Origin of the sequence: Sphingobium sp. DC-2, assembly GCF_000722555.1 — a bacterium.
Lineage (GTDB): Bacteria > Pseudomonadota > Alphaproteobacteria > Sphingomonadales > Sphingomonadaceae > Sphingobium > Sphingobium quisquiliarum.
This window is the reverse complement of the sequence record NZ_JNAC01000034.1, coordinates 33,199-60,197: the sequence shown is the minus strand read 5'-3', so window position 1 is coordinate 60,197 and position 26,999 is coordinate 33,199. Positions and strand designations below refer to the sequence as shown.

The 26,999-nt window shown below is 66.4% G+C and carries 31 protein-coding genes and 1 other RNA gene; 19 read left to right on the top strand and 13 right to left on the bottom strand.

What is annotated here, in order from left to right; all coding sequences use genetic code 11:
• Window positions 1–4 precede the first annotated feature (4 nt).
• The 4 genes from ET21_RS0106450 (at window position 5) to ET21_RS0106435 (ending at window position 4,006) form a co-directional block, all read left to right on the top strand.
• Window positions 5–580, top strand: coding sequence for a GNAT family N-acetyltransferase (locus ET21_RS0106450; RefSeq protein ID WP_030539009.1), 576 nt, complete (start codon window positions 5–7; stop codon window positions 578–580).
• A 185-nt stretch (window positions 581–765) separates the two neighbouring features.
• Window positions 766–1,863 (top strand): GTPase ObgE, encoded by a 1,098-nt coding sequence (obgE, locus tag ET21_RS0106445; RefSeq protein WP_030539008.1) that lies wholly within the window; start codon window positions 766–768, stop codon window positions 1,861–1,863.
• 91 nt (window positions 1,864–1,954) lie between these two features.
• On the top strand, window positions 1,955–3,085 hold the full coding sequence (gene proB, locus ET21_RS0106440; RefSeq protein WP_030539007.1) for a glutamate 5-kinase: 1,131 nt from the start codon (window positions 1,955–1,957) through the stop codon (window positions 3,083–3,085).
• Window positions 3,086–3,091: 6 nt separating this feature from the next.
• Entirely contained in the window at window positions 3,092–4,006 is a 915-nt protein-coding gene (locus ET21_RS0106435; RefSeq protein ID WP_030539006.1) for an NAD(P)-dependent oxidoreductase, read from the top strand.
• A gap of 19 nt (window positions 4,007–4,025) precedes the next feature.
• Here the strand turns inward: ET21_RS0106435 and ET21_RS0106430 are convergent, their stop codons facing one another.
• Window positions 4,026–4,544 (bottom strand): CvpA family protein, encoded by a 519-nt coding sequence (locus ET21_RS0106430; RefSeq protein WP_030539005.1) that lies wholly within the window; start codon window positions 4,542–4,544, stop codon window positions 4,026–4,028.
• Between the two features lie 11 nt (window positions 4,545–4,555).
• On the bottom strand, window positions 4,556–5,923 hold the full coding sequence (gene radA, locus ET21_RS0106425; protein ID WP_030539004.1) for a DNA repair protein RadA: 1,368 nt from the start codon (window positions 5,921–5,923) through the stop codon (window positions 4,556–4,558).
• Window positions 5,924–6,090: 167 nt separating this feature from the next.
• Between radA and ET21_RS0106420 the strand changes: the two genes are divergently transcribed.
• The 7 genes from ET21_RS0106420 to ET21_RS0106390 all read left to right on the top strand — a co-directional run bounded on the left by ET21_RS0106420 (window position 6,091) and on the right by ET21_RS0106390 (window position 12,386).
• Window positions 6,091–6,786, top strand: coding sequence for an endonuclease/exonuclease/phosphatase family protein (locus ET21_RS0106420; RefSeq protein WP_030539003.1), 696 nt, complete (start codon window positions 6,091–6,093; stop codon window positions 6,784–6,786).
• A 100-nt stretch (window positions 6,787–6,886) separates the two neighbouring features.
• Window positions 6,887–9,292, top strand: a complete 2,406-nt coding sequence (locus tag ET21_RS0106415) for a patatin-like protein (protein ID WP_081856615.1) — start codon at window positions 6,887–6,889, stop codon at window positions 9,290–9,292.
• Window positions 9,261–9,728, top strand: a complete 468-nt coding sequence (locus ET21_RS0106410) for a hypothetical protein (protein WP_030539001.1) — start codon at window positions 9,261–9,263, stop codon at window positions 9,726–9,728. The genes ET21_RS0106415 and ET21_RS0106410 overlap by 32 nt, the downstream gene beginning before the upstream one ends.
• 67 nt (window positions 9,729–9,795) lie before the next feature.
• Window positions 9,796–10,203, top strand: a complete 408-nt coding sequence (locus ET21_RS0106405) for a metallopeptidase family protein (protein WP_030539000.1) — start codon at window positions 9,796–9,798, stop codon at window positions 10,201–10,203.
• The gene (ccmA, locus tag ET21_RS0106400; RefSeq protein ID WP_030538999.1) at window positions 10,200–10,802 is read left to right on the top strand and encodes a heme ABC exporter ATP-binding protein CcmA; all 603 of its coding nucleotides are present in this window, start codon (window positions 10,200–10,202) and stop codon (window positions 10,800–10,802) included. Before ET21_RS0106405 ends, ccmA begins: the two co-directional genes overlap by 4 nt.
• The gene (locus ET21_RS0106395) at window positions 10,799–11,446 is read left to right on the top strand and encodes a heme exporter protein CcmB (protein WP_030538998.1); all 648 of its coding nucleotides are present in this window, start codon (window positions 10,799–10,801) and stop codon (window positions 11,444–11,446) included. The genes ccmA and ET21_RS0106395 overlap by 4 nt, the downstream gene beginning before the upstream one ends.
• A 49-nt stretch (window positions 11,447–11,495) precedes the next feature.
• Window positions 11,496–12,386: a DMT family transporter gene (locus ET21_RS0106390; RefSeq protein ID WP_030538997.1), complete on the top strand. Its 891-nt coding sequence runs from the start codon at window positions 11,496–11,498 to the stop codon at window positions 12,384–12,386.
• A 3-nt stretch (window positions 12,387–12,389) separates the two neighbouring features.
• Here ET21_RS0106390 and ET21_RS0106385 read toward each other — a convergent pair whose 3' ends face one another.
• Complete coding sequence (locus ET21_RS0106385) at window positions 12,390–12,668, bottom strand: chorismate mutase (RefSeq protein WP_030538996.1); 279 nt, start codon at window positions 12,666–12,668, stop codon at window positions 12,390–12,392.
• A gap of 100 nt (window positions 12,669–12,768) precedes the next feature.
• Between ET21_RS0106385 and ET21_RS0106380 the strand changes: the two genes are divergently transcribed.
• Window positions 12,769–13,797 (top strand): polyprenyl synthetase family protein, encoded by a 1,029-nt coding sequence (locus tag ET21_RS0106380; protein ID WP_021237490.1) that lies wholly within the window; start codon window positions 12,769–12,771, stop codon window positions 13,795–13,797.
• Window positions 13,798–13,908: 111 nt separating this feature from the next.
• Window positions 13,909–14,688 carry a TSUP family transporter gene (locus ET21_RS0106375; RefSeq protein WP_021237489.1) on the top strand — a complete coding sequence of 260 codons (780 nt, stop codon included), beginning with the start codon at window positions 13,909–13,911 and terminating at the stop codon, window positions 14,686–14,688.
• Between the two features lie 220 nt (window positions 14,689–14,908).
• Here the strand turns inward: ET21_RS0106375 and rplS are convergent, their stop codons facing one another.
• The 5 genes from rplS to ffh all read right to left on the bottom strand — a co-directional run bounded on the left by rplS (window position 14,909) and on the right by ffh (window position 18,559).
• The gene (gene rplS, locus ET21_RS0106370) at window positions 14,909–15,277 is read right to left on the bottom strand and encodes a 50S ribosomal protein L19 (RefSeq protein ID WP_021237488.1); all 369 of its coding nucleotides are present in this window, start codon (window positions 15,275–15,277) and stop codon (window positions 14,909–14,911) included.
• 5 nt (window positions 15,278–15,282) lie between these two features.
• Window positions 15,283–16,020 carry a tRNA (guanosine(37)-N1)-methyltransferase TrmD gene (trmD, locus tag ET21_RS0106365; protein ID WP_030538995.1) on the bottom strand — a complete coding sequence of 246 codons (738 nt, stop codon included), beginning with the start codon at window positions 16,018–16,020 and terminating at the stop codon, window positions 15,283–15,285.
• Between the two features lie 87 nt (window positions 16,021–16,107).
• Entirely contained in the window at window positions 16,108–16,587 is a 480-nt protein-coding gene (rimM, locus tag ET21_RS0106360; protein ID WP_021237486.1) for a ribosome maturation factor RimM, read from the bottom strand.
• A 5-nt stretch (window positions 16,588–16,592) separates the two neighbouring features.
• Window positions 16,593–17,042: a 30S ribosomal protein S16 gene (rpsP, locus tag ET21_RS0106355; protein ID WP_021237485.1), complete on the bottom strand. Its 450-nt coding sequence runs from the start codon at window positions 17,040–17,042 to the stop codon at window positions 16,593–16,595.
• A 41-nt stretch (window positions 17,043–17,083) separates the two neighbouring features.
• Window positions 17,084–18,559, bottom strand: coding sequence for a signal recognition particle protein (gene ffh / locus ET21_RS0106350; RefSeq protein ID WP_030538994.1), 1,476 nt, complete (start codon window positions 18,557–18,559; stop codon window positions 17,084–17,086).
• 302 nt (window positions 18,560–18,861) lie between these two features.
• Between ffh and dapF the strand changes: the two genes are divergently transcribed.
• From dapF to ispZ, 4 genes are all read left to right on the top strand, one after another.
• On the top strand, window positions 18,862–19,662 hold the full coding sequence (gene dapF / locus ET21_RS0106345) for a diaminopimelate epimerase (protein WP_030538993.1): 801 nt from the start codon (window positions 18,862–18,864) through the stop codon (window positions 19,660–19,662).
• Between the two features lies 1 nt (window position 19,663).
• Window positions 19,664–20,980, top strand: a complete 1,317-nt coding sequence (mtaB, locus tag ET21_RS0106340) for a tRNA (N(6)-L-threonylcarbamoyladenosine(37)-C(2))-methylthiotransferase MtaB (RefSeq protein ID WP_030538992.1) — start codon at window positions 19,664–19,666, stop codon at window positions 20,978–20,980.
• Complete coding sequence (gene ftsY, locus ET21_RS0106335) at window positions 20,973–21,911, top strand: signal recognition particle-docking protein FtsY (protein ID WP_021237481.1); 939 nt, start codon at window positions 20,973–20,975, stop codon at window positions 21,909–21,911. Before mtaB ends, ftsY begins: the two co-directional genes overlap by 8 nt.
• A gap of 110 nt (window positions 21,912–22,021) precedes the next feature.
• Complete coding sequence (gene ispZ, locus ET21_RS0106330) at window positions 22,022–22,681, top strand: septation protein IspZ (protein ID WP_021237480.1); 660 nt, start codon at window positions 22,022–22,024, stop codon at window positions 22,679–22,681.
• A 105-nt stretch (window positions 22,682–22,786) separates the two neighbouring features.
• Here the strand turns inward: ispZ and ET21_RS0106325 are convergent, their stop codons facing one another.
• The gene (locus tag ET21_RS0106325) at window positions 22,787–23,350 is read right to left on the bottom strand and encodes a urate hydroxylase PuuD (protein ID WP_030538991.1); all 564 of its coding nucleotides are present in this window, start codon (window positions 23,348–23,350) and stop codon (window positions 22,787–22,789) included.
• Window positions 23,351–23,561: 211 nt separating this feature from the next.
• Between ET21_RS0106325 and ET21_RS0106320 the strand changes: the two genes are divergently transcribed.
• Together ET21_RS0106320 and ET21_RS0106315 are read left to right on the top strand one after the other, a co-directional pair.
• Window positions 23,562–24,173, top strand: coding sequence for a superoxide dismutase (locus ET21_RS0106320; protein WP_021237478.1), 612 nt, complete (start codon window positions 23,562–23,564; stop codon window positions 24,171–24,173).
• A gap of 126 nt (window positions 24,174–24,299) precedes the next feature.
• Window positions 24,300–24,731 (top strand): hemerythrin domain-containing protein, encoded by a 432-nt coding sequence (locus ET21_RS0106315; protein ID WP_030538990.1) that lies wholly within the window; start codon window positions 24,300–24,302, stop codon window positions 24,729–24,731.
• Here the strand turns inward: ET21_RS0106315 and ET21_RS0106310 are convergent.
• The 4 genes from ET21_RS0106310 to ET21_RS0106300 all read right to left on the bottom strand — a co-directional run bounded on the left by ET21_RS0106310 (window position 24,715) and on the right by ET21_RS0106300 (window position 26,874).
• Window positions 24,715–25,038 (bottom strand): DUF1636 domain-containing protein, encoded by a 324-nt coding sequence (locus tag ET21_RS0106310; RefSeq protein ID WP_021237476.1) that lies wholly within the window; start codon window positions 25,036–25,038, stop codon window positions 24,715–24,717. The two genes, ET21_RS0106315 and ET21_RS0106310, sit on opposite strands and share 17 nt — an antisense overlap.
• A complete protein-coding gene (locus ET21_RS0106305; protein WP_030538989.1) occupies window positions 25,035–25,583 on the bottom strand; it encodes a J domain-containing protein in 549 nt (182 codons plus the stop codon). The genes ET21_RS0106310 and ET21_RS0106305 overlap by 4 nt, the downstream gene beginning before the upstream one ends.
• A 163-nt stretch (window positions 25,584–25,746) precedes the next feature.
• An RNA gene (rnpB, locus tag ET21_RS26460) (RNase P RNA component class A) lies at window positions 25,747–26,133 on the bottom strand.
• A gap of 42 nt (window positions 26,134–26,175) precedes the next feature.
• Window positions 26,176–26,874 (bottom strand): N-acetylmuramoyl-L-alanine amidase, encoded by a 699-nt coding sequence (locus ET21_RS0106300; protein WP_030538988.1) that lies wholly within the window; start codon window positions 26,872–26,874, stop codon window positions 26,176–26,178.
• Window positions 26,875–26,999: the final 125 nt, after the last annotated feature.

Here is a 26,999-nt window from a genome sequence, read left to right as displayed (position 1 = left end):
GAAGATGTTCGCCCGTACCCCCCGCCTGCTCCTGAGACCCGGCTGGATGGAAGATGCACCTGCCCTGGCCGAAGCGATCGGCGATCCGGCGATCCTGCGGAACCTGTTTCACGTCCCCGCCCCCTATGGCGAGGAAGAAGCGCGCGCTTTCCTGGCGACGCCGCACGATTCCCGCATGCCGCAATTGCTGGCCTTTACCCGCACCCGTGGCGCGCCTCGCCTGGTGGGCGGATGCGGCGTGCATCTGGCCGAAGACGGAACGCCTGAGCTGGGTTACTGGATTTCCCGCCCCTATTGGGGTCTGGGCTTTGCGACCGAAGCCGCGAGCGCAGTGCTGAGCATGGCGCGCGCAGCGGGCGTTCGCGGCATCCGTGCCGCGCATTTCGCGGACAATCCGGCGTCAGGCAACGTGCTGCGGAAGGTCGGCTTCCGCCCGATGGGCCGCGTCGAGCAGCGCTATAGCCCAGCGCGGGGCGTCCTCGCCGACTGCCTGGTGTTCGAAGAAGGCGTCGCTGGCCGAATGGCCGCAGACGTGGCGATGGACCTTTATCAGGATTCGGTCCCGGCGCTCGCAGCCTGATGGAATGATGGAAGGTAAGAGGGGCGGCGCGGATCGCTGGCGCCGCCCCTTCGCTGGTCCGATGGAGATCAGCATTGCAGCATGGATTGCAGTATATCAGGTCTCAACCGGTCCCCCGCCGCTGGCGGCATTTTGATGCGCGGGGCATGGTTTAATTCCGCCTCATAAGCGGCTATGGGCCAGCGATGCATTTTCTCGATCAGGCCAAGATATTCATCAAGTCCGGCTGGGGCGGCCCCGGCGCTGTCAGTTTCCGCCGGGAAAAATATATCGAATATGGCGGTCCCGATGGCGGCAACGGCGGCAAGGGCGGCGACATCATATTCGAAGCCGTCGCGGGCCTGAACACGCTCATCGACTTCCGCTACACCCAGCATTTCAAGGCGCAGCGGGGACAGCCCGGCGCTGGCAAGAATCGCTATGGCGCGGGCGGCGAAGACCTGGTGATCAAAGTGCCGGTCGGCACCCAGATCCTGTCCGATCCCCAGCCGATCGAAGGCACGGAGGATGAGGACGGCTATCCTGAATATGAGGAGCAGCAACTGCTCGCCGACTTCACCGAGGTGGGGCAGCGCGTGGTGCTCCTGCGCGGCGGAGACGGCGGGCGCGGCAACCTGTCCTACAAGACCAGCACCAACCGGGCTCCGCGCCAGCATGGCACCGGATGGCCGGGGCAGGAAATGTGGGTATGGCTGCGCCTCAAGCTTCTGGCGGATGTCGGGCTGGTCGGCATGCCCAATGCGGGCAAGTCCACCTTCATCAACCAGGTCACCAACACAAAGGCGAAGGTGGGCGCCTATGCCTTCACCACCACCAAGCCGCAGCTGGGCGTGGTGCAGCATCGCGACCGGGAATTCGTGCTGGCCGACATCCCCGGCCTGATCGAGGGGGCGGCCGAAGGCGCTGGCATCGGCGATCGCTTCCTGGGCCATATCGAACGCTGCCGCGTGCTGCTGCACCTGATAGACGCCACGGCGGACAATCCCGTCGATGCCTTCCGCATCGTGCAGGACGAACTGACCGCTTATGATGGCGGCCTTGATGAAAAGCCGCAGCTCGTGGCGCTCAACAAGGGCGACCTGCTGGGTCAGGAACTGATGGAGGATATCGCCGCGCAGCTTCGGGACGAAGCGGGCGTGGAGGATGTCTTCATCATTTCCGGCGCGACCGGCGAAGGCGTCCCGGCCCTGCTCGACGCGGTGCTGCCCTTGCTAGGCGATGCCAAGACGCAGGGTCAGGAAGCCCCGGACGAGGAAGGCGAAGCGCCGTGGTCGCCGATCTAAGCGGATTGCGTGACCATCGCTTCCCCCGCCCCTTGTTGATCAGCGGTCATGCAGCGCCCCCTCGACGCGCTCGACCCGAACGGAACTTCCAGTGACATCCTCGCTCTCCGGCTTCCCCCCTGCCCTCATCCGCCGCCTGGTTATCAAGATCGGCTCCGCGCTCCTCGTGGATCCCGATGGCCGGGTGCGCGATGCATGGTTGCGGACGCTGGTCGATGACATCGCCGCGCGCAAACAGGCGGGGCAGCAGATCATCGTCGTGTCTTCCGGCGCGATCGCGCTGGGCGCGCGGCGGCTGAAATTGCCCAAGGGCGGGCGCGGCAGCCTGGAAGATGCGCAGGCCGCCGCCGCCACGGGGCAGATCGCCCTGTCCCAATGCTGGGCCAGCCTGTTGCAGGACAAGGGGATCACGGCCGCGCAGATGCTGGTGACGCTGGAGGATCTGGAGCATCGCCGCCGCTACCTCAACGCATCGGCCACGCTGGAACGGCTGATGGCGCTGGATGTGGTTCCCGTGGTGAACGAGAATGACAGCGTCGCGACGGCTGAGATCCGCTTCGGCGACAATGACCGGCTGGCGGCACGGATCGGACAGGCGGCACGGGCCGACGCAGTTGTGCTGCTGTCGGACGTGGACGGGCTTTACACTGCCAATCCGCATGTCGATGCGGACGCCATGCTGATAGAAAGGATAGAGCGCATCGACGCGCGCATTGCAGGGATGGCAGATGGCGGCTCCGCGTCCGGCATGGGATCGGGGGGCATGACATCGAAAATTGAGGCCGCCCGCATCGCCACCGGCGCAGGCGCTCACCTGGCCATCATATCGGGCAAGGTCGACGCGCCGCTGTCGCATTGGGAACAGGGCGGCCGGGGCTCCATCTTCATCGCCGCCCCCGCCAAGCGCGCGCGCAAGGGATGGCTTGCCGGGCGGCTGACCGTCAGGGGCCGCATCACGATCGATGCCGGAGCAGAGCGCGCGCTCGGCAAGGGCAACAGCCTGCTTCCGGCCGGCGTTTCCAGGGTCGAGGGATTTTTCGCGCGCGGCGACGTGGTCGACATATTGGCGGAGGACGGCCGCGTCATCGCGCGGGGCCTTAGTGAATATGACAGCGAACAGGCCGCGCGCATCGCGGGGAAGCGCAGCGAGGATATCGCGATTCTGCTGGGGGAGCTGCCCCGATCCGTGCTTGTCCATCGCGATCATATGGCGATGGTCTGACGCATCATGACGCTACGCATTGCAATGACCGGCGCGACGGGTTTCGTCGGCGCCGAAACACTCGGTCAGGCTCTGGCTGCGGGCCATCATGTCACCGCCATCACCCGCCGGGCGCAGCCGCCGCGCGCGCATCTGAAATGGGTGCCGGGGTCCCTTGGCGACCGGGCCGCGCTCAACACGCTGGTGCGCGACGCCGATGTGGTGATCCACATCGCTGGCGTTGTGAATGCGCCGGACCGCGACGGCTTTGAAGCGGGCAATGCGCGCGGCACCATGGCGCTGATCGACGCCATGCGCCAGCGCGGCGTGCGGCGGTTGATCCATGTCTCCTCCCTCGCCGCGCGCGAGCCGGATCTGTCCGATTATGGCTGGTCGAAGGCGCTGGCGGAAAAGCATGTGAAGGCCAGCGGCCTCGACTGGACCATCGTGCGGCCGCCCGCCATTTACGGGCCTGGCGACCGGGAGATGCTGGAATTGTTCCGCATGGCGAAGCGCGGGATCATGCTGCTGCCGCCGGGCGGACGGCTGTCCCTGATCGAGGTCAGCGATCTTTCGCGGCTGTTGCTGACGCTGGCGGGGGAAAAGGAAGAAAGCCTCGCCCATTGCTATGAAGCTGACGATGGCACGCCCGGAGGCTGGGACCATCTGGAGTTCGGCCAGGCGATCGGCCGGGCTGTGGGGCGTCCGGTGCGGACCTTCGCCACGCCCAACTGGGCGCTGGGCCTGGGGGCGCGGCTTGACCGGATATTGCGCGGCAAGGGCGCGAAGCTGACGCAGGACCGGGTCAGCTATTTCTGCCATCCCGACTGGGTGGTGGCCAAGCGGAAGCAGCCGCCGAAAAAGCTGTGGCAGCCCAAGGTCGCGACCGATGAAGGACTGAAAGCCACGGCGGAGGCGTACCGGATCAAGGGCTGGCTTTAAGCCGTCGATTTCGCGGCTGTCATTCAGCGCCGGGAGACGGCTTGCGGGCGCGGCGTTCGGCGACGAATTCGCTGATCGCCTGCCCGCTGGCGTTGAGCAGCGGATAGGTGCGCGCGTCGGACAGCCAGTCGGGGCGGCGGGCGGCGCTGCCGTAGAAAGTATCGTAGACGAGGCTGAAGGCGAGGAAGACGAGCGTCGCGCCGATCAGACCCTTCACCGCGCCAAAGCCCGCGCCCAGGACGCGGTCGACAGGACCCAGCACGGATTGCCGCGTGCGGCGGCCGATGGCGTGGGCGAGAAGTTTGCCCGCGCCGAAAGTGATGCCAAAGACAAGAGTGAAAGCGAGCACTGCTGCGCCGCTCGTGGTGCCGACGAAGGGGGTCAGCAGTTCGGTCGCGGAGCCGTGGAAGAGGCGGATGGCGAAGATGCCCAGGATCCAGGCGATCAGCGATAATGTTTCGAGAACGAAACCACGCAGCAGCCCCAGCACGGCGCAACCGCCCAGCGCAAGGAGGACAAGGATGTCGACGGCGTTCATGCGCCGATGGGCTATCCGCGCCCGAGCATCTGGTCAACCAATTGGCTGAGCGCGCGATAGCCGCTGACGGAAATGCCCTTCACCCCGTCCGCCGCCGCGGCGGGCACATAGGCGCGGTTGAAGCCCAGCTTGGCCGCTTCCCGCAAACGCAGCGGCGAATGGGCGACCGGACGAATTTCTCCCGACAGGGCGATCTCGCCGAACAGCACGACATCGGCGGGCACCGGCCGTTCGGAAAGCGCCGACATCAGCGCGGCGGCCACGGCAAGGTCGGCGGCCGGATCGGACAGCCGGTATCCGCCCGCAACGTTCAGATAGACTTCGCAGGTCGAAAAGCTGAGGCCGCATCGCGCCTCCAGCACGGCGAGGATCATGGCGAGGCGGCCGCTGTCCCAGCCGACGACCGCGCGCCGGGGCGTCGCCCCGCTGGAAAGGCGGACGACGAGCGCCTGGATTTCGACCAGCACCGGCCGCGTCCCTTCCAGCGCGGGGAAGACGGTGGCGCCCGTGACATTTTCATCGCGATGGGTCAGGAACAGGGCGGACGGGTTCGCCACCTCCTCCAGCCCTTCGGCCACCATCGCGAACACGCCGATTTCATCCGTGCCGCCGAAACGGTTCTTGATCGCGCGCAGGATGCGATATTGATGACTCCGCTCGCCTTCGAAGCTGAGCACCGTATCCACCATATGTTCCAGCACGCGCGGCCCGGCGATGCTGCCGTCCTTGGTCACATGGCCGACAAGGATGAGCGCGGTCCCGCGCTGCTTGGCGAAGCGGATGAGTTCCTGGCTGGACGCGCGCACCTGGCTGACGGTGCCCGGCGCGCCTTCGATCAGGTCGCTGTGCATCGTCTGGATGGAATCGATGACGAGCAGCGCGGGCGGCTCCCCTTCCCCCAGCGTCGTCAATATGTCGCGGACCGACGTGGCGCTGGCAAGCTGGACCGGCGCGTTGCCAAGGCCCAGCCGCTGCGCGCGCAGCCGGACCTGATCGGCCGCTTCCTCGCCGCTGATATAGGCGACGGACAGCCCGCGCGAGGCGATGCGGGCCGCCGCCTGGAGCAGCAGCGTCGATTTGCCGATGCCGGGATCGCCGCCGATCAGGGTCGCCGATCCGGGCACGATGCCCCCGCCGAGCGCCCGGTTGAATTCGGCGATGCCGGTGCCGGTGCGCGCGGGAAGCTCCACATTGCTGTCCAGCCCCACCAGCGTCAGGGCGCGTCCCCCGGTCTGGAGATCGTGCCGCGCGGAAAAGACGGTCTCCGCCGCTTCCTCCACGATGCTGTTCCATTCGCCGCAATCGTCGCATTGCCCCTGCCAGCGGCCGGATACGGAGCCGCACTGCTGACAGACGAATTTGCGCTTTGCCTTGGCCATGCACGAGCTATGACGCGGCTTTGCGAACATTTCAAGAACAAAGCGCTGGCTTGGGCTTCGGCAAGCTCAGCCGGGCCCTTCGACTTCGCTCAGGGCGAACGGATAGCAAGGGTAAGCCCATCGTCCTGCCTATGGAAACCAGCCGCAGGGTGAGGCATTGTTTCGGGATGAAATCCATTCGCGTCGCCAGCTACAATATCCGCAAGGCCATAGGAACCGATCGCCGCCGCAACCCGGAAAGGGTGCTGGAGGTGCTGAACGAGATCGACGCGGACGTGATCGCCTTGCAGGAGGCCGATCGCCGCTTCGGCGTCCGGTCGGCGGCGATCCCGCCCCTGCTTCTGGACAGCCTGAGCCCCTACAAGCCCGTGCCGCTGAACGTGCAGGTGGATTCCATGGGCTGGCACGGCAATGCGATATTGGTACGCAAGGAGGCGGAGATCGGCGCGCATGACGTGCTGCATCTGCCCTGCCTCGAACCGCGCGGCGCGACCATGGCGGAGGTCACGCTGGCGGGGAAGACCATGCGCTTCTTCGGCATGCATCTGGACCTGTCGGGGCTGTGGCGGCGCAGGCAGGCGGCGGCGGTGATCCATGCCGCCGGGGTGCGCGAGACGATGCCGACCGTCCTGATGGGCGACCTGAACGAATGGAGCGCCAATCGCGGATGCCTGGCCGATTTCGCCCGCCACTACAGCTTCGCGCCCTGCGGCCGCAGCTTCCATGCGCGGCGGCCGGTGGCGCAACTCGACCGGATCATGCATTGCGGCCAGTTGAAACTGCTGGACTGCGGGGTGCATGATAGCGCTGCGGCGCGCAAGGCGTCGGACCATCTGCCCATCTGGGCGGAGTTCCGGGCCTGAGGGGGAGGGACGGGTGAAGATGCTTGCGGTGGGGAATAATGGCTGAACGGCGCGCGGGCGGTGTTGGAGGGGCATGCGTTCCGGGACAGGTTGCGGCCCCATGAAGGAACGCGAACTCCGCCTCGCGCTGGTCTGCTATGGCGGCATCAGCCTGGCCGTCTACATGCATGGCATCACCAAGGAGATCTGGCGGCTGGCGCGCGCGAGCCGGGCCTTTCATGACGGCGCGCCCACGGGCGGCAGCAGCGAGGCGATCTACCGCAAGCTGCTGGAGGAGCTTGAAACGGCGGGCGGCGTCCGGCTGCGCGTCATGCCCGACATCATCGCAGGCGCGAGCGCGGGCGGGATCAACGGCATCTTCCTGGCGCAGGCGATCGAGACCGGCCAGTCGCTGGAGCCGCTGACCGAAATGTGGCTGGAAAATGCCGATGTCGAAAAGCTGCTGGACCCGGACGCCCGGCCCGCGCGGCGGATCACCAAATTCTGGGCGGCGCCGCTGGTGTGGATGGCGGCGCGGCACCCCGGCGATACGGTGGAGCGCACCGTCGCCCCCGTAGCGCGGGAGGAAGTGCGCCAGAAACTGTCCCATTTCATCCGGTCCCGCTGGTTCGAGCCGCCCTTCGGCGGCGCGATCTTCACTGCCATGATCCTGGACGCGTTCGATGCGATGGAGGCGGCCGATCGCGGGCCGCCCCTGCTGCCCGAAGGCCATCCGCTCGACCTGTTCGTCACCGTCACCGACTTTGAAGGCCATCCGCAAAGCCTGAACCTCAACAGCCCGCCGCAGGTGGTGGAGACGGAGCATAGGCTGTCGATCGGCTTCACCGCGCGCGGGCGGGATGCGGGCGGGGGCGGCCGCGCCTTCGCCGATCCCGCCGAACTGGTCTTCGCCGCGCGGGCGACGGCCAGCTTTCCCGGCGCTTTCCCGCCCTTCGCCGTGCGGGAGCTGGACAAGGTGCTGGAGGAACGCAAGCGCCCCTGGCCGACCCGCGACGCCTTTCTGGCGCATGCCCTGCCCCGCCATTGGGCACGGGGCATGGCCGACGACGCCATATTGATCGACGGATCGGTGCTGGCCAACGCCCCCTTCGCCCAGGCGATCGGCGCGCTGCGCAACCGGCCGTCGCGGCGGGAGGTCGACCGCCGCTTCGTCTATATCGATCCCAAGCCGGGCCGCCGGTCGGTGCGGCTGAACCGGCAGGGCGCGGCGGAGGAGGACGCCGGGGGCGAATCGACGGCGCTGCCCGGATTTTTCAGGACGATCTTCGGCGCGCTCAGCGACATTCCGCGCGAGCAGCCGATCCGCGACAATCTGGATGCGATCGACCGGCACAGTTCCCGCATCCGCCGCATGGTGCGCATCCTCAACGCCTTGCGGCCGGGGATCGAGGCGGAGGTGGAAAGCACGATCGGCGGCCTGCTGTTCCTGGACCGCCCCACGCCCGCCCGCCTGTCATCCTGGCGCGCGAAGGCGCAGCAGCGCGCGGCGAATTCGGCCGGTTTCGCCTTTCCCGCTTATGGGCATCTCAAGCTGTCGGGCATTGTCGAGGATCTGGCCGCCCTGCTGTTCGACCTGAGCGGCGAGGAAAGCCCGTTGATGCGCGAAAGCTACCGGCAGGCGCTCTGGTCTCATGTCCGGGCGATCGGGGCGGACCGGCTGACGGAGGATGTGGGGCCCAATTCGCCGCCCGTCACCTTCTTCCGCACCCATGACCTGTCCTTCCGCATCCGGCGGCTGCGCTTTCTCGCGCGGCGGCTGGCGGAGACGCTGGAGGTCGAATCGCAGGCGGGCGATGATGTCATCCAGAAGATGCACGACGCCATCTATCAGGCGATCGCCCATTATACCGAATGCGAGGGGCATGATTTCTACGATGGCGCGATCCGGCAAGCGGCGGGCGAGGTGCCCAATGATCCCGCCACGGCGCTCGACGCGATCGCGCGGGCGCGCGGCCTCAATGAACGGGACCAGACCGCCGACCTGATGCTGGCCGAAGCATTGGCGGCCCTGCCCAAGGCGGAGCGGCGGGTGATGCTGCTCTCCTATCTCGGCTTCCCCTTCTACGACATCGCCACGCTACCGTTGCTTCAAGGACACGCCGCGGATGAATATGATCCGGTCAAGGTCGACCGGATTTCGCCGGAAGATTGCTCGGCGATCCGCGCGGGCGGCGCGGAAGCGACATTGAAAGGCATTGAATTCAACAACTTCGGCGCCTTTTTCAGCCGGGCCTACCGGGAAAATGACTATCTGTGGGGGCGGCTGCACGGGGTCGAGCGGCTGCTGGACATCGTGAATTCGGCAGTTCCCGCGGCAAGCCGCCTTTCCGAAGACGCGGTGCGGGCCTATAGGCGAGCCGCTTTCATGGCGATTCTCGATGAGGAGGAACAGCGGCTGCCGCATGTCGCTGACCTGATCGCGACATTGCGGGAGGAAATCGTTGGGCGCACGGGTGGGGCTGTTTCCGATGATGATGATACTGGCGCTGGCCGCCGGTTGCCGTGACGCGTCGGACGAAGATGCGCCCGCCGCCAATGCGATGACGTCCGCCCCTGCCCCGGCCGCCAATATCGTGGAAGCCGCGCCGCCGGTGGAAAATGCCGCCGCGCCCGCCCGGCCATCCGCGCAGGTGACGGTCAGGGCGCATCCCGCGCCGCGCTCCTCGCTGGACCTGCCCCCATCCCCTGACGCGGCGCAGCTCACCGCCTTTCCCGGCGAGGTGACCAGCTTCATGGTCGACCGCGACAGTTGCGATCATTTCCGGGGCGAGGAACCCTATGACGGCGAACGGCGCGTCTTCCTGGCCGAAAGCATCGCGGAACTGTGCACCGGCACCGACGCGCGGCTGGCACTGCTGCGGCGGCGCTATGCGAACGACCCCTCCGTCATCGCGGCGCTGCGGGGATATGAGGACCGGATCGAAACCGCGCGGCAGAACTGACCATCGCCGGACGCGCGCGGCAATGGTCGCTCTGTTCACATGACGGGCTTTCGCTTATGGCCCGGCCATGTCCGATGATAGTCAGCCCTGCCAGATCGCGCCGACGCGCGCGCAGATCGAAACCCTGGCGCTGGAGGCGTTGTCGCGCCTGCCCGACCCCTTCCGCTCCCACCTGTCCAACGTCGTCCTGTTCGTCGAGGAATTCGCCGATGCGCAGGTGCTCAAGGACATGGAGATAGACGATCCGTTCGGCCTTACCGGCCTGTATAGCGGGCGGCCGGTGGGCGACCCGGCGCAGACCGGCGACAGTCCCCCCACGGTGCATCTGTTCCGCAGGCCGCTGCTGGACGAATGGGTGGAAACGGGCGTGCCGCTCGACGCGCTGATCACCCATGTGGTTGTGCATGAGATCGGCCATCATTTCGGCCTGTCCGACATCGACATGCAGGTTCTGGAGGACATGGTCGCGCCATGAGCGGAGCGGCGCTGCGCCTGTCGGGCATTGCCTGCGCGCGTGGCGGGCGGCTGCTGTTCCGGGGTGTGGACCTGCATCTGGAGGCGGGCGGCAGCGCCCTGCTGCGCGGCCCAAACGGCATCGGCAAGTCCAGCCTGATGCGGATCTGCGCCGGGCTGCTGCGCGAAGCGGCGGGGACGGTCGAACGGCACGGCCGGATCGCGATGGCGGACGAGCGGCTCGCGCTGGATATGGAGCAGCCGCTGATGCAGGCGCTGTCTTTCTGGGCGAAGCTGGACGGGGCGGACGCGGCGGCGCTGGATGGGGCGCTGGCGGCGATGGCCCTGACGCCGCTGCGCGATGCGCCGGTGCGGATGCTCTCGACCGGGCAGCGCAAGCGGGCGGCGCTGGCGCGGGTGATCGCGAGCGGCGCGGTCATCTGGCTGCTGGACGAGCCGGGCAACGGGCTGGACGACGCATCGCTGGCGCTGCTGGGGCGCTGCGTGGAGGCGCATCTGGCGGGCGGCGGGATCGTGCTGGCGGCGTCGCACCAGCCCCTGCCGCTGCGCGCGCCGGTGCTGCTGGACCTTGCGGCCTATGGTGTCGAGGAAGCCGCATGAGGGTGCTGGCCCTGCTGGTGGCGCGGGACCTGCGGCAGGCGTGGCAGTCGGCGGGGCTGTGGCTGCCGGTCGCCTTCCTGCTGCTGGTGGCGAGCCTCTATCCCTTCGCGGTGGGGCCGGACGCGGCGCTGCTGCGGCGATCGGGCGGGGGCATGCTGTGGATCGCGGCGCTGCTCGCCAGCCTGCTGCCGGTCGATCGCCTGGTCGCGCCGGACCGCGACGCGGGCGTACTGGACCAGCTGGCGGCGCGCGGCATCGGCGAGGAGATGGTGGTGCTGGCGCGGCTGGCGGCGCACTGGCTGGGCTTCGGCCCGGCGCTGATGCTGGCGGCCCTGCCCGCCGCCGCGCTGCTGAAGCTGGACGGCGCGACGATCGCGCTGGTGGAGCTGGGGCTGCTGATCGGCACGCCCGCGCTGGCAGCGCTGGGGCTGCTGGTGGCGACGCTGACGGCGGGGCTGCGGTCCAGCGGGGCGCTGGCGGGACTGCTGGCGCTGCCGCTGGCGGTGCCGCTGCTGATCTTCGGCGCGGGGACGCTGGGCGACGGGAGCGGCGCCGCGTTCAAGTTCCTGGGCGCGGCATCGCTGTTGCTGGTCGCCATCACCCCCATCGCCGGGGGAGCGGCGATCCGCGCGGGACGGGAATAGGCTCAATGCCAAACTCGACAGCGCGGCGCGCATGGGCCAAGGCGCGCGGATGATCGCGCTGGCCGCCTCCATCCTGTTCGTCCTCATCTGGTCCACCGGCTTCATCGTCGCGCGGGCGACCGTGCCCCATGGCGCGCCGGAACTGATCCTGAGCCTGCGGCTGACGCTGACGGCGCTGCTACTGGGGCTGATCGCATGGCGGGCGCGGCAGGCGCTGCCCCCGGCCGGGCGGCTGCGGCAGCATCTGGCGGCGGGCGCGATGCTGCACGGCATCTACCTGACCGTAAGCTGGTGGGCGGTCTATCATGGCATGCCAGCGGGCATCATGTCGCTGCTGGGCGCGCTGCAACCGCTGATGGTGGCGGTGGCCAGCGTCGCGCTGCTGGGCGACCGGCTGCCGGGGCGCGCCTGGGCAGGCCTCGGCATCGCCATTGCGGGCGTCGGATGCGTGCTGCTGCCAGCGATCGAGCGGTCCGGCGTGGATGGCATCCCGGTCCTGCCCGCCATTGCCGGGCTGGCCGCCATCATCGCCATGACCGGCGGCACGCTGGTCCAGCGGGGTTCGATTTCCGGCGACGGCATCTGGATTTCGGGCGCGGTGCAGAATGCGGGCGGCGCGCTGGTCGCGATCGCGGCGGCGCTGACGATCGGCGAAGCGCGGTGGGACAATGCGCCGCTGCTGTGGATCGGCCTCGGCTGGTCGGTGCTCGGGTTGTCGGCGGGCGGGCTGTCGCTGCTCGTCTGGCTGGTGCGCACACAGGGGGCGGCGCGCATGTCGATGCTGCTGCTGCTCGTCCCGCCCCTCGCCGCGATCGAGGCATGGGCGCTGTTCGGCGAGCGGCTGGGCCCGGTGCAGCTCATCGGCTTCGCGCTGGCGCTGGCGGGCGTGCTGCTCGGCCGCTCGCCGGGAAGGCGCGAGCCAGTGGCGGAGCCTGCCTAGGCTCTAGCTTTCCCGCAGCCGCTCATGATGGCGGATCACCTCATCGATGATGAAGCGCAAGAATTTCTCGGTGAAATCGGGGTCGAGCTTCGCATCGGTCGCAAGCTGGCGCAGGCGGGCGATCTGCCGTTCCTCCCGCCCCGGATCGGCGGGCGGCAGCGCGTGGGAGGCCTTATATTCCCCCACGGCCTGGGTGATCTTGAAGCGTTCGGCGAGCATGAACACCAGCGCCGCGTCGATATTGTCGATGCTCTCGCGATACCGGTTCAAACTGTCGTCCACGCCTGTCCTCCAAATTTCGCGCTTTTTTGCGCCTTCCCGCTGAACGCGCAAGCTATTCCCGCTTGCCATCTGCATTTTGCACCGCCACATGGGCCGGGTCATGACCGCACCTGCTTCCGGCAATGTCCATCCTATCGGCCGCGCCAACGGCGCGCCTTCGCTCGACCCGATGATGGCCCTCGTCGCCGGGGGCATGAACCAGGTGAACGCGGTGATCCTGGACCGGATGCAATCGCGCATCCCGCTGATCCCGGAACTGGCCGGCCATCTGATCGCGGGCGGCGGCAAGCGGATGCGGCCGATGCTGACGCTCGCCTGCGCCGACCTCGTCGGCTATGCCGGGACGCGCCACTACAAGCTGGCCGCCGCGGTCGAGTTCATCCACACCGCCACCCTGCTGCATGACGATGTCGTGGACGGATCGGGCCTGCGCCGGGGCCGCAAGACCGCCAACATCATCTGGGGCAACAGCGCCAGCGTGCTGGTGGGCGACTTCCTCTTTTCCCGCTCCTTCGAACTGATGGTCGAGGCGGAATCGCTCAAGGTCCTCAAGATCCTGTCCAACGCGTCGGCCGTGATCGCGGAGGGCGAGGTCAACCAGCTGACCGCCCAGCGCCGGATCGACACGAGCGAGGAGCAGTATCTGGACATTATCGGCGCGAAGACCGCCGCCCTCTTCGCCGCTGCCTGCCGCATTTCGGCGGTGGTCGCCGACCGTGATGAGGCGGAGGAAAAGGCGCTGGACGTCTATGGCCGCAACCTTGGCATCGCCTTCCAGCTCATCGACGACGCCATCGATTATGAATCCGACGGCGCGACCATGGGCAAGGATGCGGGCGACGACTTCCGCGACGGCAAGGTGACCTTGCCGGTGATCCTGGCCTATGCGCGCGGATCAGAAGAGGATCGCGCCTTCTGGAAGCAGGCGATTGCGGGCAACCGGACCAGCGACGAGGATCTGGCCCGCGCCACCCAGTTGCTGCGCTCCACCGGGGCGATCGACGACACGCTGGCCCGCGCGCGCCATTATGGACAGCGGGCGATCGACGCGCTCGGCCGATTCGACGCAGGCACGGCGAAGGCTGCGCTGGTGGAAGCTGTCGAGTTCGCCATCGCGCGCGCTTATTGAGGGTTTTTCCTCCCCTCACGTTCCCCTTAGCGTCCGGCGAAGGGACGACCCCGTCCGCCTTGGCCGCGGCAAGCGGAATCAGAGCGGAGCGTCAGCTGAACATATGCGGTCATGATCCTTTCTCCTGAAACGCTCGGCTTCCTGATCGCGGCGGCGCTGATGGCCGGGTGCATCGACGCCATGGCGGGCGGCGGCGGCCTCATCACCCTGCCCGCCCTGATGGCCGCAGGCGTGCCGCCGGTCGCGGCGGTGGCGACGAACAAGCTGCAATCGTCCATCGGCACCTTCGGCGCATGCATCGCCTATGCGCGGGCGGGACATATGGACGTGCGCGCCTATCGATGGCCGATCGCCGCCGCCTTCGCCGGGTCGGTGGGCGGGGCGTGGCTGTTGCAACGGGTCGACCCGTCGATCCTGGCCGGGCTGATGCCGGGGCTGCTGATCGCGCTCGCCGCCTATTTCACCTTTTCCCCCCGGATCAGCGAACTGGACCGGCACAGCCGCCTCGGCATTGCGGGGCTCAGCCTGCTGATCGGCATGGTGGGCTTTTATGACGGCTTCTTCGGCCCCGGCGCTGGCGCTTTCTACACGACCATCTTTCTGGCCATGGGCGGCCTGGGGCTGGTGCGTGCGACGGCACAGACGAAAGCGGCCAACCTTGCCAGCAATGTGGCCGGTCTGCTGACCATGATCGCGGGCGGCCATGTGATCTGGGCCGCTGGCCTCGCCATGGCGGTGGGCAGCATCACCGGCGGCCAGATCGGATCGCACCTCGCCATGCGCTTCGGGAGCAGGCTGATCCGCCCGCTGCTGATCATCATGTCGCTGGGGCTGACGGCAAAGATGCTGCTGGACCCGAAAAATCCCGTGCATCAACTGCTGTTCGGCTGAGCCCTAAATCCTCCCTGTCGCAAGAGGCGGAAGGGGATCAACCGTAAGGCTGGTGGAGGGGAAGTGCGCGCCCTTCGCCCGTTTCCCATCCACCAACGGCTGCGTCGGCAGTCCCTTCCCCACGTCTTCGGCACAGGAAGGATTTCACGAGCCGATAAAAAAGGCGGCGCTCCTCAGGAACGCCGCCTCTCTTGTCTCGACCGTCAGGCCGCGAGGATGATCAATCCTCGCTGCGGACGTCGCGGCGCTCGGCGATGCGAGCGCGCTTGCCGGTGCGGCCGCGCAGATAATAGAGCTTCGCACGGCGCACGACACCGCGGCGGACCACGGTGATCGAATCGATGTTCGGCGAATAGAGCGGGAAGACGCGCTCCACACCCTCACCGAACGAAATCTTGCGCACGGTGAAGTTGCTGCCCATGCCCTTGTTGGAGCGGGCGATGCAGACGCCTTCATAATTCTGGACGCGGCTGCGGTCGCCTTCGACGACCTTCACGCCGACGCGCAGCGTATCGCCCGGACGGAATTCCGGGATATCCTTGGCGAGAGCCGCGATGTTTTCGGCCTCGATCTGCTGGATCAAGTTCATTCAACTCAGTCCTTCGTTTCGCGTTGCGCACCAGAGGGCGGCTGGTCCCGAACGCCGATATGACGTTCCCAAAGGTCCGGCCGCCTTAGCCGTGTGTCTTCTTCCGCCCTTTGTTTCCGCCAGGCGGCGATTTTCGCATGATCCCCCGATCGCAACACTTCAGGGATCGCGCGCCCTTCCCACAGAGCGGGCCGGGTATAGTGCGGATATTCGAGAAGGCCGCTTTCGAAGCTCTCTTCATCCCCACTGGAAGCCGCGCCCATTACTCCGGGAAGCAGCCGAATGCAAGCGTCCAGCAGCATCAGCGCGCCCATCTCTCCGCCGGACAGGATGATGTCGCCCATGCTGATCTGCTCGACGGGACGCGCTTCGAAAATGCGCTCGTCAAATCCCTCGAACCGGCCGCACAGGATGGTTGCGCCGGGCCCGGCGGCCAGTTCCCGCACCCGCGCCTGGGTGATTGGCCTGCCGCGCGGGGTCATGGCGATCACCGGCAGATCGGGCCGCTTCTCCAGCGCATGATCGATGGCAAGCCCCAATATGTCGGCGCGCAGCACCATGCCCGCCCCGCCGCCCGCAGGCGTGTCATCGACGGTGCGATGCCTGTCCGTCGCAAAGTCGCGAATGTGGATGGGGTCGCAACTCCATTTCCCCTCCATGAGCGCCCGTCCGGCGAGCGACAAGCCCAGCGGCCCGGGAAACATCTCCGGGTAGAGGGTCAGGATCTGGGTGGTGAACGTCATATTTCGCGGAGCCGGGAACGCACTATGCCACAGTCATGCTGAACGTGTTTCAGCATGACGCTAAAAGCGGATGGCCGTTCCAGCCCATCAGACCGCAAACGCCGCCTCGATCACCGCGCGATCCCCGGCAATCGTCACCGCATGCATCGGCGCCATGAAGCGCTTGCCGTTCGGCCGCTCGACCTCGATAATGTCGCCCGCGCCGAAATTCTCGACCGCCACGATATTGCCCAGCCCTTCACCTTCGGTAGAGAAACAGGGCAGGCCGATCAGGTCGGCATGATAATATTCGCCCTCTTCCAGCGGAGGCAGGGCAGAGCGGGGCACCGTAAGTTCCGTGCCGCGCAAGGCTTCCGCAGCGCTGCGATCGCCAATCTCGGCGAACCGCGCGACAGCGCCATTGGGGCCGGGGCGCACTGATTTTAGCGTCAGCACCCGTCCCGCCGCATCGAAGCTCTTGTAGGATTTGAGGGCCTCGGCCCCCTCTCCGAACAGCTTCAGGCGGACTTCGCCCGTCACCCCATGCGCGCCGATGATGACGGCCAGAGTGACGGGTTTGCCGGTCAAGTCGATCAGCCTTCGGCCTGTTCTTCAGCCGGAGCAGCTTCGGGCGCGGCTTCTTCGGCGGGCGCTTCGGCCGGAGCGCTGGCGGCTTCTTCAGCGGCCTTGCGGGCTTCCTCGGCCTCCGCAGCCTTGGCGGCGCGGTCTTCGGCGCGTTCCTTGGCCTTCTGGCCCGGCTCCGCCTTCTTCGGGTTGCTGCGGGCGGCGCGTTCCTTCACCCCAGCGGCGTCCAGGAAGCGGGCGACGCGGTCGGTCGGCTGCGCGCCGGCGGCAACCCAGTGCTTCGCGCGCTCGACGTCCAGCACGACGCGCTTTTCATCGCCCTTGGGCAGGACGGGGTTGTAGCTGCCGATGCGCTCGATGAACTTGCCGTCGCGCGGGGCGCGGCTGTCGGCCACGACGATGCGATAATAGGGACGCTTCTTGGAACCACCGCGCGAGAGACGAATGGACGTTGCCATGAACTTGACCTTACCTTTCTGACTTAACCTGTTGAAACTGTTTATTTCTTTATGAAATTCTGAAAACCGGGCGGCAGGTTCGGCATGCTGCCGCCGCCTAGCCCCGGAAGCCCGCCCAGGTCGGGCCCGCCAGCGCCGCCGGGTCCGCCAAGCCCGCCCAGCATCTTGTCCATGCCGCCGCCGGTGAACATCTTGGCCAGCCCTTTGAGGCCGCCCATCTTGCGGATCTTCTTCATCGCCGTTTCCATCTCCTGATGCATTTTCAGGAGCTTGTTGACTTCCTGCACAGTGCGGCCGGAACCCTTGGCGATGCGTATCTTGCGCTTGGCGTTGATAACGGCGGGCTTCTCCCGCTCCTTGGGCGTCATCGATCCGATCATCGCGTCCAGATGGATCAGCGTCTTGTCGTTCGCGCCGCTCGCCGCCATTGCCTGCTGCGCCTTCTTGAGGCCCGGCAGCATGCCCGCCAGCGCGCCAAGGCCGCCCATGCGGCGCATCTGGTTGAGCTGCGAGCGCAGGTCGTTCATGTCGAACTGACCTTTCGCCATCTTCTTGGCGAGCTTGTCGGCTTCCTCCGCGTCGATCGTCTCGGCGGCCTTTTCGACCAGCGATACGACGTCGCCCATGCCCAGGATGCGTTGCGCCACGCGCGCCGGGTGGAAAGGCTCGATCGCGTCCAGCTTCTCACCGGTGCCCGCGAACTTGATCGGCCGCCCCGTGACCGCGCGCATCGACAGCGCCGCGCCGCCGCGCGCATCGCCGTCCATGCGGGTCAGCACCACGCCGGTCAGCGGCACCTGAGCGGTAAAGCTGGTCGCGACATTGACCGCGTCCTGACCCGTCAGCGAGTCGACCACCAGCAGGATTTCAGCCGGGTTGGAGACTTCGGCGACCGCCTTCATCTCGTCCATCAATGCCTGATCGACGTGCAGACGGCCCGCCGTGTCGAGCATCACCACGTCGAAGCCCTGGAGCTTCGCCGCCTGCAACGCGCGCTTGGCGATCTCGACCGGCTGCTGGCCCGGCACGATCGGCAGCGTCGCGACATCGGTCTGCGCGCCGAGGACCGCAAGCTGCTCCTGCGCGGCCGGGCGCTGGACGTCGAGCGACGCCATCAGCACCTTCTTGCGCTCTTTTTCCTTGAGGCGCTTGGCGATCTTCGCGGTGGAGGTGGTCTTGCCCGACCCTTGCAGGCCGACCATCATGACGACCGCGGGCGGCGCCACGTCGATCAGCAGGTCGGACGCTTCCGACCCCAGCGTTTCGGTGAGGGTATCGGAGACGATCTTGACGACCATCTGCCCCGGCGTGACCGAACGCAGCACGTCGCTGCCCACGGCCCGCTCGGTCGCCTGCTCGACGAACTGCCGCACGACGGGAAGCGCGACATCGGCCTCCAGCAGCGCGATTCGCACCTCGCGCATCGCGGCGCGGACATCGTCCTCCGTCAGCGCGCCGCGCCCACGAAGCTTGTCGAATACCCCGCCCAGACGATCGCTTAGCGAATCGAACATCATCACCTCATTTGAGCCGCAAAGGCCCGGAAAACAGCGCCACCCCGCCAAACGACAAAATCGCCGGCGGGCGAAACCTCGCCGGCCAGCGTCCATCCGGTGCCCCTGTTGAGCGCCATGGATTTGTCAGGGTATCGGACGGCAAGCCGCCTGATTGCGAGCGCCCTTTAGCGCATGGCGGGTCACCGCGCAACCATCTGTTCCCTCGTCACCCCGGATCAAGTACGGGGTGACGGAAGCCGGCATAGATCCGCGCAAGCGCCGCTCTAGCCTTTTCCCGACGCGCGCCCTACATGCGCCCGTCTATGGGACGCTTCTCCAAGATGCACGGCTTAGGCAATGATTTCGTCGTAATCGACGCGCGCGAAGGCGGGGTCGAGATGACGGCGGCGCGCGCGCAGGCCATTGCCGATCGCCATGCCGGTATCGGCTGCGACCAGCTGATCCTGATCGGCGCGTCCGAACGCGCGGACGTGTCGATGCGCATCTTCAACAGCGACGGCAGCGAGGTGGAAGCCTGCGGTAACGCCACCCGCTGCGTGCCCCTGTTCGCGGGGCGCGACGTGCTGATCGAGACGAAGGCAGGCCTGCTGGACGCGAAGGCCGTCGACGGCGGGGCGAGCGTCGACATGGGCGCGCCGCGGCTCGATTGGGACGCCATCCCCCTCGCCTACGCCATGGACACGCTGGCGATGCCGGTGAGTTGGGAAGAATTGCCCGCGCCCGCAGCGGTCAATGTCGGCAATCCCCATGTCATCTTCTTCTGCGATGATCTGGACGCGGTTGACGTCGAGCGGCTGGGTCCACTGATCGAGACCGATCCGCTTTTCCCCGCCCGCGTGAACGTCAACTTCGCGCAGATCATCGGCGAAAACCACATCCGCCTGATCGTCTGGGAGCGCGGCGCGGGCCTGACCCGCGCCTGCGGCACCGGCGCCTGCGCCACGGCGGTGGCGGCGGTGCGGCGCAAGCTGGTCAGCGGCCCGGCGAAGGTCAGCCTGCCGGGCGGCGACCTCGTCATCGACTGGCGGCCTGGCGGGCACATAGTGATGACCGGGCCCGCCACCCATGTCTTCGACGGCGAGGCTGACTGGGCGCGCTTCTGACATGAGCGGGCCGCAGATCATCACGCTCGGCTGCCGCCTCAACATCGCGGAGAGCGAGGCGATCCGCGAGATGGCGGGCGGGCAGGACGATCTGGTCGTGGTCAATAGCTGCGCCGTGACCTCCGAAGCCGTGCGCCAGACGCGCCAGGCCATCCGCCGCGCCCGGCGCGAACGGCCCGGCGCCCGCATCCTCGTCACCGGCTGCGCCGCGCAGACGGAGCCCGGCAGCTTCGCCGCCATGGCCGAAGTCGATGCGGTGATCGGCAATCGGGAGAAGATGGCGGCGGCGTCCTACGCCACATCCGTTCGTGTCGAGCGAAGTCGAGACACGGATGCGCAAGCGCTTCTCGACTTCGCTCGAAGCGAACGGAGCGAGGGAAAGGTCCGCGTCTCCGACATCATGGCCGTGCGCGAAACCGCGCCGCATATGGCCAGCGCCTTCGCCGAACATGCCCGCGCCTTTCTGGAGGTGCAGAATGGCTGCGATCATCGCTGCACCTTCTGCATCATTCCCTATGGCAGGGGGAACAGCCGCTCCGTCCCCGCGGGCGCGGTGATCGGCAAGGCGCGCGAGTTGGTCGACGCTGGCTACAAGGAGATCGTGCTGACCGGCGTGGACGTCACCAGCTACGGCCCCGACCTGCCCGGATCGCCCTCCCTCGGCCTGCTGGTCGAGCGTATCCTGAAAGCCGTGCCGGACCTCCCTCGCCTGCGCCTTTCCTCGATCGACAGCGTGGAGATTGATGAGCGATTGTTCGACCTCATCGCCCATGAGCCGCGCATGATGCCGCACCTCCACCTTTCACTCCAGGCGGGCGACGACATGATCCTCAAGCGCATGAAGCGGCGGCATGGCCGCGCCGACGCCATCCGCATCGTGGAACGGCTCAAGGCCGCCCGCCCGGCCATCAGCATCGGCGCGGACATCATCGCCGGTTTCCCGACCGAGGACGAGGCGATGTTCGAAAACAGCCTGAAGCTGGTGGAGCAATGCGCCATCGTCCACGGCCATATCTTCCCCTACTCCCCACGCGCAGGCACGCCCGCCGCCCGCATGCCGCAGGTCGATCGGACCACGATAAAGGCGCGCGCCGCCCGCCTTCGCGCGGCCTGCGAGCGGCAGCGGCAGGCCTGGCTCCAAGGCCTCATTGGCTCCACCCAATCCGTGCTGGTGGAGCGCAATGGCCTCACCGGCCACGCGGAAAATTTCGCTCCGGTGCGCTTCGCCGCGTCCCGGCCCCCCTCCTCCATCGCACGTGCCGTCATCACGGGCCTTGAGAATGGCGTTCTGATCGCGCAAGAGGCCAGCAATGACTGAACCCGGCACCAGCTGGCGCGACCGCCTCTTCGGCGGCTTGAAGCGCACCTCCGACAAGCTCGGCGAGAATCTCACCGGCCTCTTCACCAAGGCCGCGCTGGATGAGCAGACGCTGGATGAAATCGAGGAAGCGCTGATCGTCAGCGACCTTGGCCCCGCCATGGCCGCCCGCGTGCGCGACCGCCTGTCCGAAGGGCGCTACAACCGCGAACTGACCGAGGAATATCTGCGCGAGATCATCGCGGAGGAGATTGAGAAGGTGCTCGCCCCCGTCGCGCGGCCGCTGGAGATCGAGGCCTTTCCCCGGCCCCAGGTGATACTGGTCATCGGCGTCAACGGCTCTGGCAAGACCACCACCATCGCCAAGCTCGCCAACCTGTTCCTTGAGCAGGATTATGGCGTAATGCTGGCCGCGGGCGACACGTTCCGCGCCGCCGCGATCGGCCAGCTCAAGGTCTGGGCGGAGCGCCTTGGCATTCCCATCGTCGCTGGCAAGGAAGGCGGCGATGCCGCGGGCATCGTCTTCGACGCGGTGAAGCAGGCGACCGCCACCGGCATCGACGTGCTGATCGTCGACACGGCGGGCCGCCTCCAGAACAAGACCGAGCTGATGGACGAGCTGTCCAAGATCCGCCGCGTGCTGGGCCGGTTGAACCCCGCCGCGCCGCATGACGTTGTGCTGGTGCTGGACGCCACGACGGGACAGAACGCCCTGAGCCAGATTGAGGTGTTCAAGGAATTTGCGCAGGTGACGGGCCTTGTCATGACCAAGCTGGACGGAACCGCGCGCGGAGGCGTGCTGGTGGCGGCGGCGGAAAAATACCGCCTGCCCATCCACGCCATCGGCGTCGGCGAGAAGATCGAGGACCTGCGCCCCTTCGATCCGCGCGACATGGCGCGGGCGATCGCGGGGACGGCCTATGCGCGATAGGCGAGAGAAGCCATGAGAACCGTTCGGGCTGAGCTTGTCGAAGCCCTGCCCTTCTCCTTGAAGAAAAGTGCGGCCCTTCGACAAGCTCAGGGCGAACGGAAGGATCAATAATGGCGCAGGACAAAACCGCACCCAAACCCGCCCATAACGGCAATCTCAGCCTCGCGCTGGATTTCGGCCCCCTGCTCGTCTTCTTCCTGACCTACAAGGGCGCTGGCTGGATCTGGGGACCCGGCAATCCGATCACCGCGATGAGCCTCAGCACCGCCGCCTTCATGGCCGCGATCGTCATCGCCGTCATCATATCCAAGGTGAAGCTGGGCCGCGTGTCGCCGATGCTGTGGCTGTCGGCGATGCTCGTCCTCTTCTTCGGTGGGCTCACCATCTATTTTCAGGACCAGAGCTTCATCCAGGTGAAGCCGACCATCATCTACAGCTTCTTCGCGCTGATGCTGTTCGGCGGGCTGCTGCGCGGCAAGGCGCTGCTCAAATATCTGTTGCAGGCGGCCTATGACGGGCTGACGGACGAAGGCTGGCGCAAGCTGTCGCGCAACTGGGCCTTCTTCTTCGCGGCCATGGCGGTGGCCAATGAAGCGATGCGCCATTCGATGAGCTTCGACGCGTGGCTGGCGGTCAAGGTCTGGGGCGTCACCATCGTGTCACTGCTGTTCGCCGCCGCCAACATCCCGATGCTGATGCGCCACGGCCTTGCGCTGGGCGACAAGCTCGACAGCGAGGAAATCGGCGAAACCACGCCGCCGCAGGGCTGATCTTCACGCTCCGGCCGTTCGCGCTGAGCCTGTCGAAGGACCTCACTTCTTTGGAGAAAGAAAGAGACTTCGACAGGCGCAGCCCGAACGGATTGGGCCCGTCGATCACCCGCCGTTGAAGTTGATCATGCAATAGAGCATCGGCAGCGACAGCAGGGTATTGGTCCGCGAAAAGATCATCGCCGTCGTCGCGGCCTTCGCCTTCGCCGCATCTTCCGCCGGAACGATCCCCAGCGCCTTTTTCTGGTTCGGCCAGATCACGAACCACACGTTGAACGCCATTATCAGCGCCAGCCACATGCCGGTGCCGATCAGCACGAAGCCCGGCGTCAGCGTCAGCGCTTCGACCAGATAGGCGCTGCGCCACGCGATGATCAGGCCGGTCAGCACCGTCAGCGCCGCGCCCCAGCGGAAGAAGAACAGGGCGGATGGCGCGATGAACTTCGACACGCCCGGCTTCAACTCCGCCGGAACCTTGGGCATGGTGGGTATCTGGACGAAATTGAAATAGTAAAGCAGCCCGATCCACAGCACGCCGAAGAACAGGTGAAGCCAGCGCAGCACCGCCTGCTCTGGAATCGTATTAGCCGGAATCGCGAAAATCACCGCCAGCGCCAGCACCAGCCCGGCGGCAAGCACAAGATGCAGATTGCCGAAGAATTTTGCCATTGATCCATCCCCCATTGTCCGGCCGCTGCTTCCGAGCGGCCTGACCGGCGATTCTATGCCATCGTTACGCTGCTGTCACATGGATATTTCCTCGCCCCCCAATCAAAATATCCTGTTTTCCGCAGCGCGGTAAGACTGCTACGGGACCGGGAGCCTTCCGGCGGCATGTCCGTTATGCCGCCATCCATCCAAGAACCCGAGGAGTTCCGACATGGCTTTTGTTCTGCCTGACCTGCCCTATTCCAAGGACGCCTTTGGCGACATCCTTTCGGCCGAAACCTTCGATTATCACCATGGCAAGCACCACAATGCCTATGTCGTGAAGGCCAATGAACTGATCGCCGCCGATCCCGCCCTCCAGGGCAAATCGCTGGTCGAACTGATCAAGAGCAGCAAGGGCGCGCTGTTCAACCAGGTCGGGCAGATCTGGAACCACACCTTCTACTGGCACTCGCTCTCGCCGGAAAAGAAGCAGCCCTCAGGCCAGCTTCTCGACCTCATCAACGAAGGTTTCGGCTCGGTCGACGCGCTGCTCGACAAGCTGAAGGCCGAAGCGGTCGGCCATTTCGCCAGCGGCTGGGCCGCGCTGATCCTGAAGGACGGCAAGCTGGAAGTGACCAGCTATCATGACGCCGACACGCCGGTCGCGCACGGCCATACGCCGCTGCTGATCCTCGATGTGTGGGAACATGCCTATTATATCGACTATCGCAACCTGCGCCCCAACTATGCCGAACGCCTGCTCAAGGAAGCGATCGACTGGGATTTCGTCGCGCTGAACCTTGACGGCGAAGGGGCGAGCCGGGCCGACCAGCCGGGCTGATGCCTGGACGCGCCGTCCGTTGTCCGAAAGGGCTGCGGACGGCGCCGATCCGTAAATTATGCAGGAAAAACCTGTTGTTAACGGCAGCCGTGTGAAAAGCATGTTCCACAATGCTTGGAAGCGGCCATGGACCTTCACCAGTTACAAAGCCAGCATGACGCGCTCGATATATTGGCGGACGCGTTTCTGCGCCTGATCGCCGACGATCGCGCGCCCCGCACGCTGGGCACCTTGCGCTGGCAATATGCCCGTCAGCTGATGGCCCATCTCGCGCTCGAAGATCAGTTCTTCTATCCCGCCATGCAACGGCAGGCCCATCTGCCGCTACGGGACGTGGCGGCGCGGCTGCAAACCGAAATGGCGCCGCTCGCGCAAAGCTTTTCCCACTATATGGCCCGCTGGAGCGATGATCGCATCGCCCGCGAATGGCCGGACTTCTGCCGCGAAAGCCGCCAGATGATCAACGCCATGATCAACCGCATGCGCAAGGAGGAAAAGCTGCTGATGCCGCTGCTCGCCCAGGCGGGGCTGATGCCGCCGCTCAAGCAGGCTGGCTAAGCGCGTCCGGCGCGAGGCCCAGCGCCTGCGCCAGTTCATCCAGATCAGCGCCCGGACGCACCAGCAGCCAGTCGCGCGCCTGCGCTCCATTGACCACCGTCACCGCACCCTTGGGGCAAACGCCCAGGCAGTTCACCTCAACGATCCCGGCCGCCGCCTTGCGCCCTTTCTTGAGCGAAAGATGCCTGCGCAGCGCCTTGGCCAGCCGCTCGCCGCCATCGGGGCCAAAGCCGCCGTCCAGCTTCTTCGAACATTTGCGGCAGACCAGCACCGCCTGCTGCCAGTTCGAACGGACATGATCCTTCAATCAACGGTCTCCCGCGGCTTCCATGTCCGCCTTTCCTCCGCCGACCGCAGCACTTCATAGGCGGCCTGGATCGTCTGGAAGCGCACGGCAGCATCGGCGTCGCCCGGCTTCACATCGGGATGATTTTCCTTCGCCAGCCGCCGCCAGCTTTTCTTCACCGCTTCGAAATCGGCATCGTCCTCAAGGTCCAGCGCTTTGAGCGCATGCAGTTCGTCCCGCGACCGGCTGCCGTCGCCCGGTCCGCCCCAGCCATGATAGGCGCTGCTCTGATAGCCGCCCGCGTCACGCCGCTCCGCGCGTTCGCGCTGCTCCCGTTCTTCCTGGTCCAGGCCCTGAAAATAGTCCCAGTTGCGGTTATACTCGGCCGCATGGTCCGAACAAAAATACCAGCGCTCGCGGCTGTTGGGCGATTTGGGCGCGGGGCAATCGCCGGGCTTGTCACAGCCGTGCCGGTCGCACAGCCGCACCTGCTGCGCTTCACGCGAGGACCCATATCCCCGCCAGCGTGGAAAACCCCAGTCATTTGATCGGCTGCTTCTTGCCATCGGTCCAAATTAAGTAAGCCGCGAGCAGAACGCCACCCCGGCGGTTGAATTTTGCCCATTTCAATCCTCCCGATCTTGCGATGAGGCGGAATCGATATGTCAGCACCGGAAGCGCAGAACAGCGGCGTTCGCACCCCGGCATCAGCCAAATGAAGGCGGGTCCTGTGCCAGAGGGCCTGTAAGCCGGGTTCTGTCCACCCCGTCGCCGGGGATGGGCGGCCATTCCTCTAGGGGACGGATTGCTCCGCCCCTCAAGCAACCAACCCGGGCGGTCTCGGCCGAAATCAGCCTAGCAGTCAAGCTGCGCGCCGCCCCTATTCGGTCTTGCTCCCGGTGGGGTTTACCGTGCCGCCTTGCGTTGCCGCAGGCGCGGTGCGCTCTTACCGCACCCTTTCAATTTCGCTGGGCCTAGGCCTTAGCGACCTGCTTTCTGTTGCACTGTCCCTTGGATCACTCCAGCCGGCCGTTAGCCGGCACCGTCATTTCGTGGAGCCCGGACTTTCCTCGCCGTGGAAGTTACCCGCCACGCCGCGGCCGCCCGGCCCTCTGGCGAAGGCGCTATACACGCTCGCCATGCGCGCGTCATCCCCGCTTATTCATCGCCCCTTGGCTTGGGCAGCAGCAGGGCGAGCAGGATGGCGCGGCATTCGCCGTCGATCACGCCGTCGATCAATTCGGGCCTGAAGCGCCGCTGGAAGGCCACGACGGCCGCCTGCGGATCGGTGATGTCATAGCCGAACCGCTCCAGCGCCAGCATGAACCCGCCGTCGCTCCAATGCGGGTCCATCAGATTTTTGGTCGGGCGCGGCAAGGCGAGCCGCAGCCGCGCAAGCTGCGCCCAGGGGAAAAGCTCGCCGGGGTCCTGCTTGCGCGCGGGGGCGATGTCGCTGTGCCCGACGATATTGCCGCGCGTGATGCCGTGGCGCTGCACGATGTCGTAGACCAGCGGGATCAGCGACCCCATCTGCGTTTCCGGGAAGGGGCGATAGCCCCATTCATGTCCCGGATTGACGATCTCTATGCCGATGCTGGCGGAATTGACGTCATCTATGCCGCGCCAGTGCGACCGCCCGGCGTGCCAGGCGCGCTTGCCCTCATCCACCATGCGGATGATCTGTCCGTCCTCGGTGACCAGATAATGGGCGGAAACCTTGGACTCCGGGCTGGCGAGCCAGTTTATCGCGCTCGCCGCATCGGGCATCCCCGTATAATGCAGCACCAGCATGGAAATGGGCAGGCTGCGCTCATCGAAATTGGGCGATGGGGTGTCGATCATCGGAATGTCGGTCATCGCCAGAAGCCTGTCACCACCCGTGTCTTCCCCGTCTCCGCGCCCGTCATGCCGCCGCGATGCAGGCCGACAATGGCCCAGACCAGTGGGACGATCAAGCGGCCCCAGCTTCGCACATGCGAAAA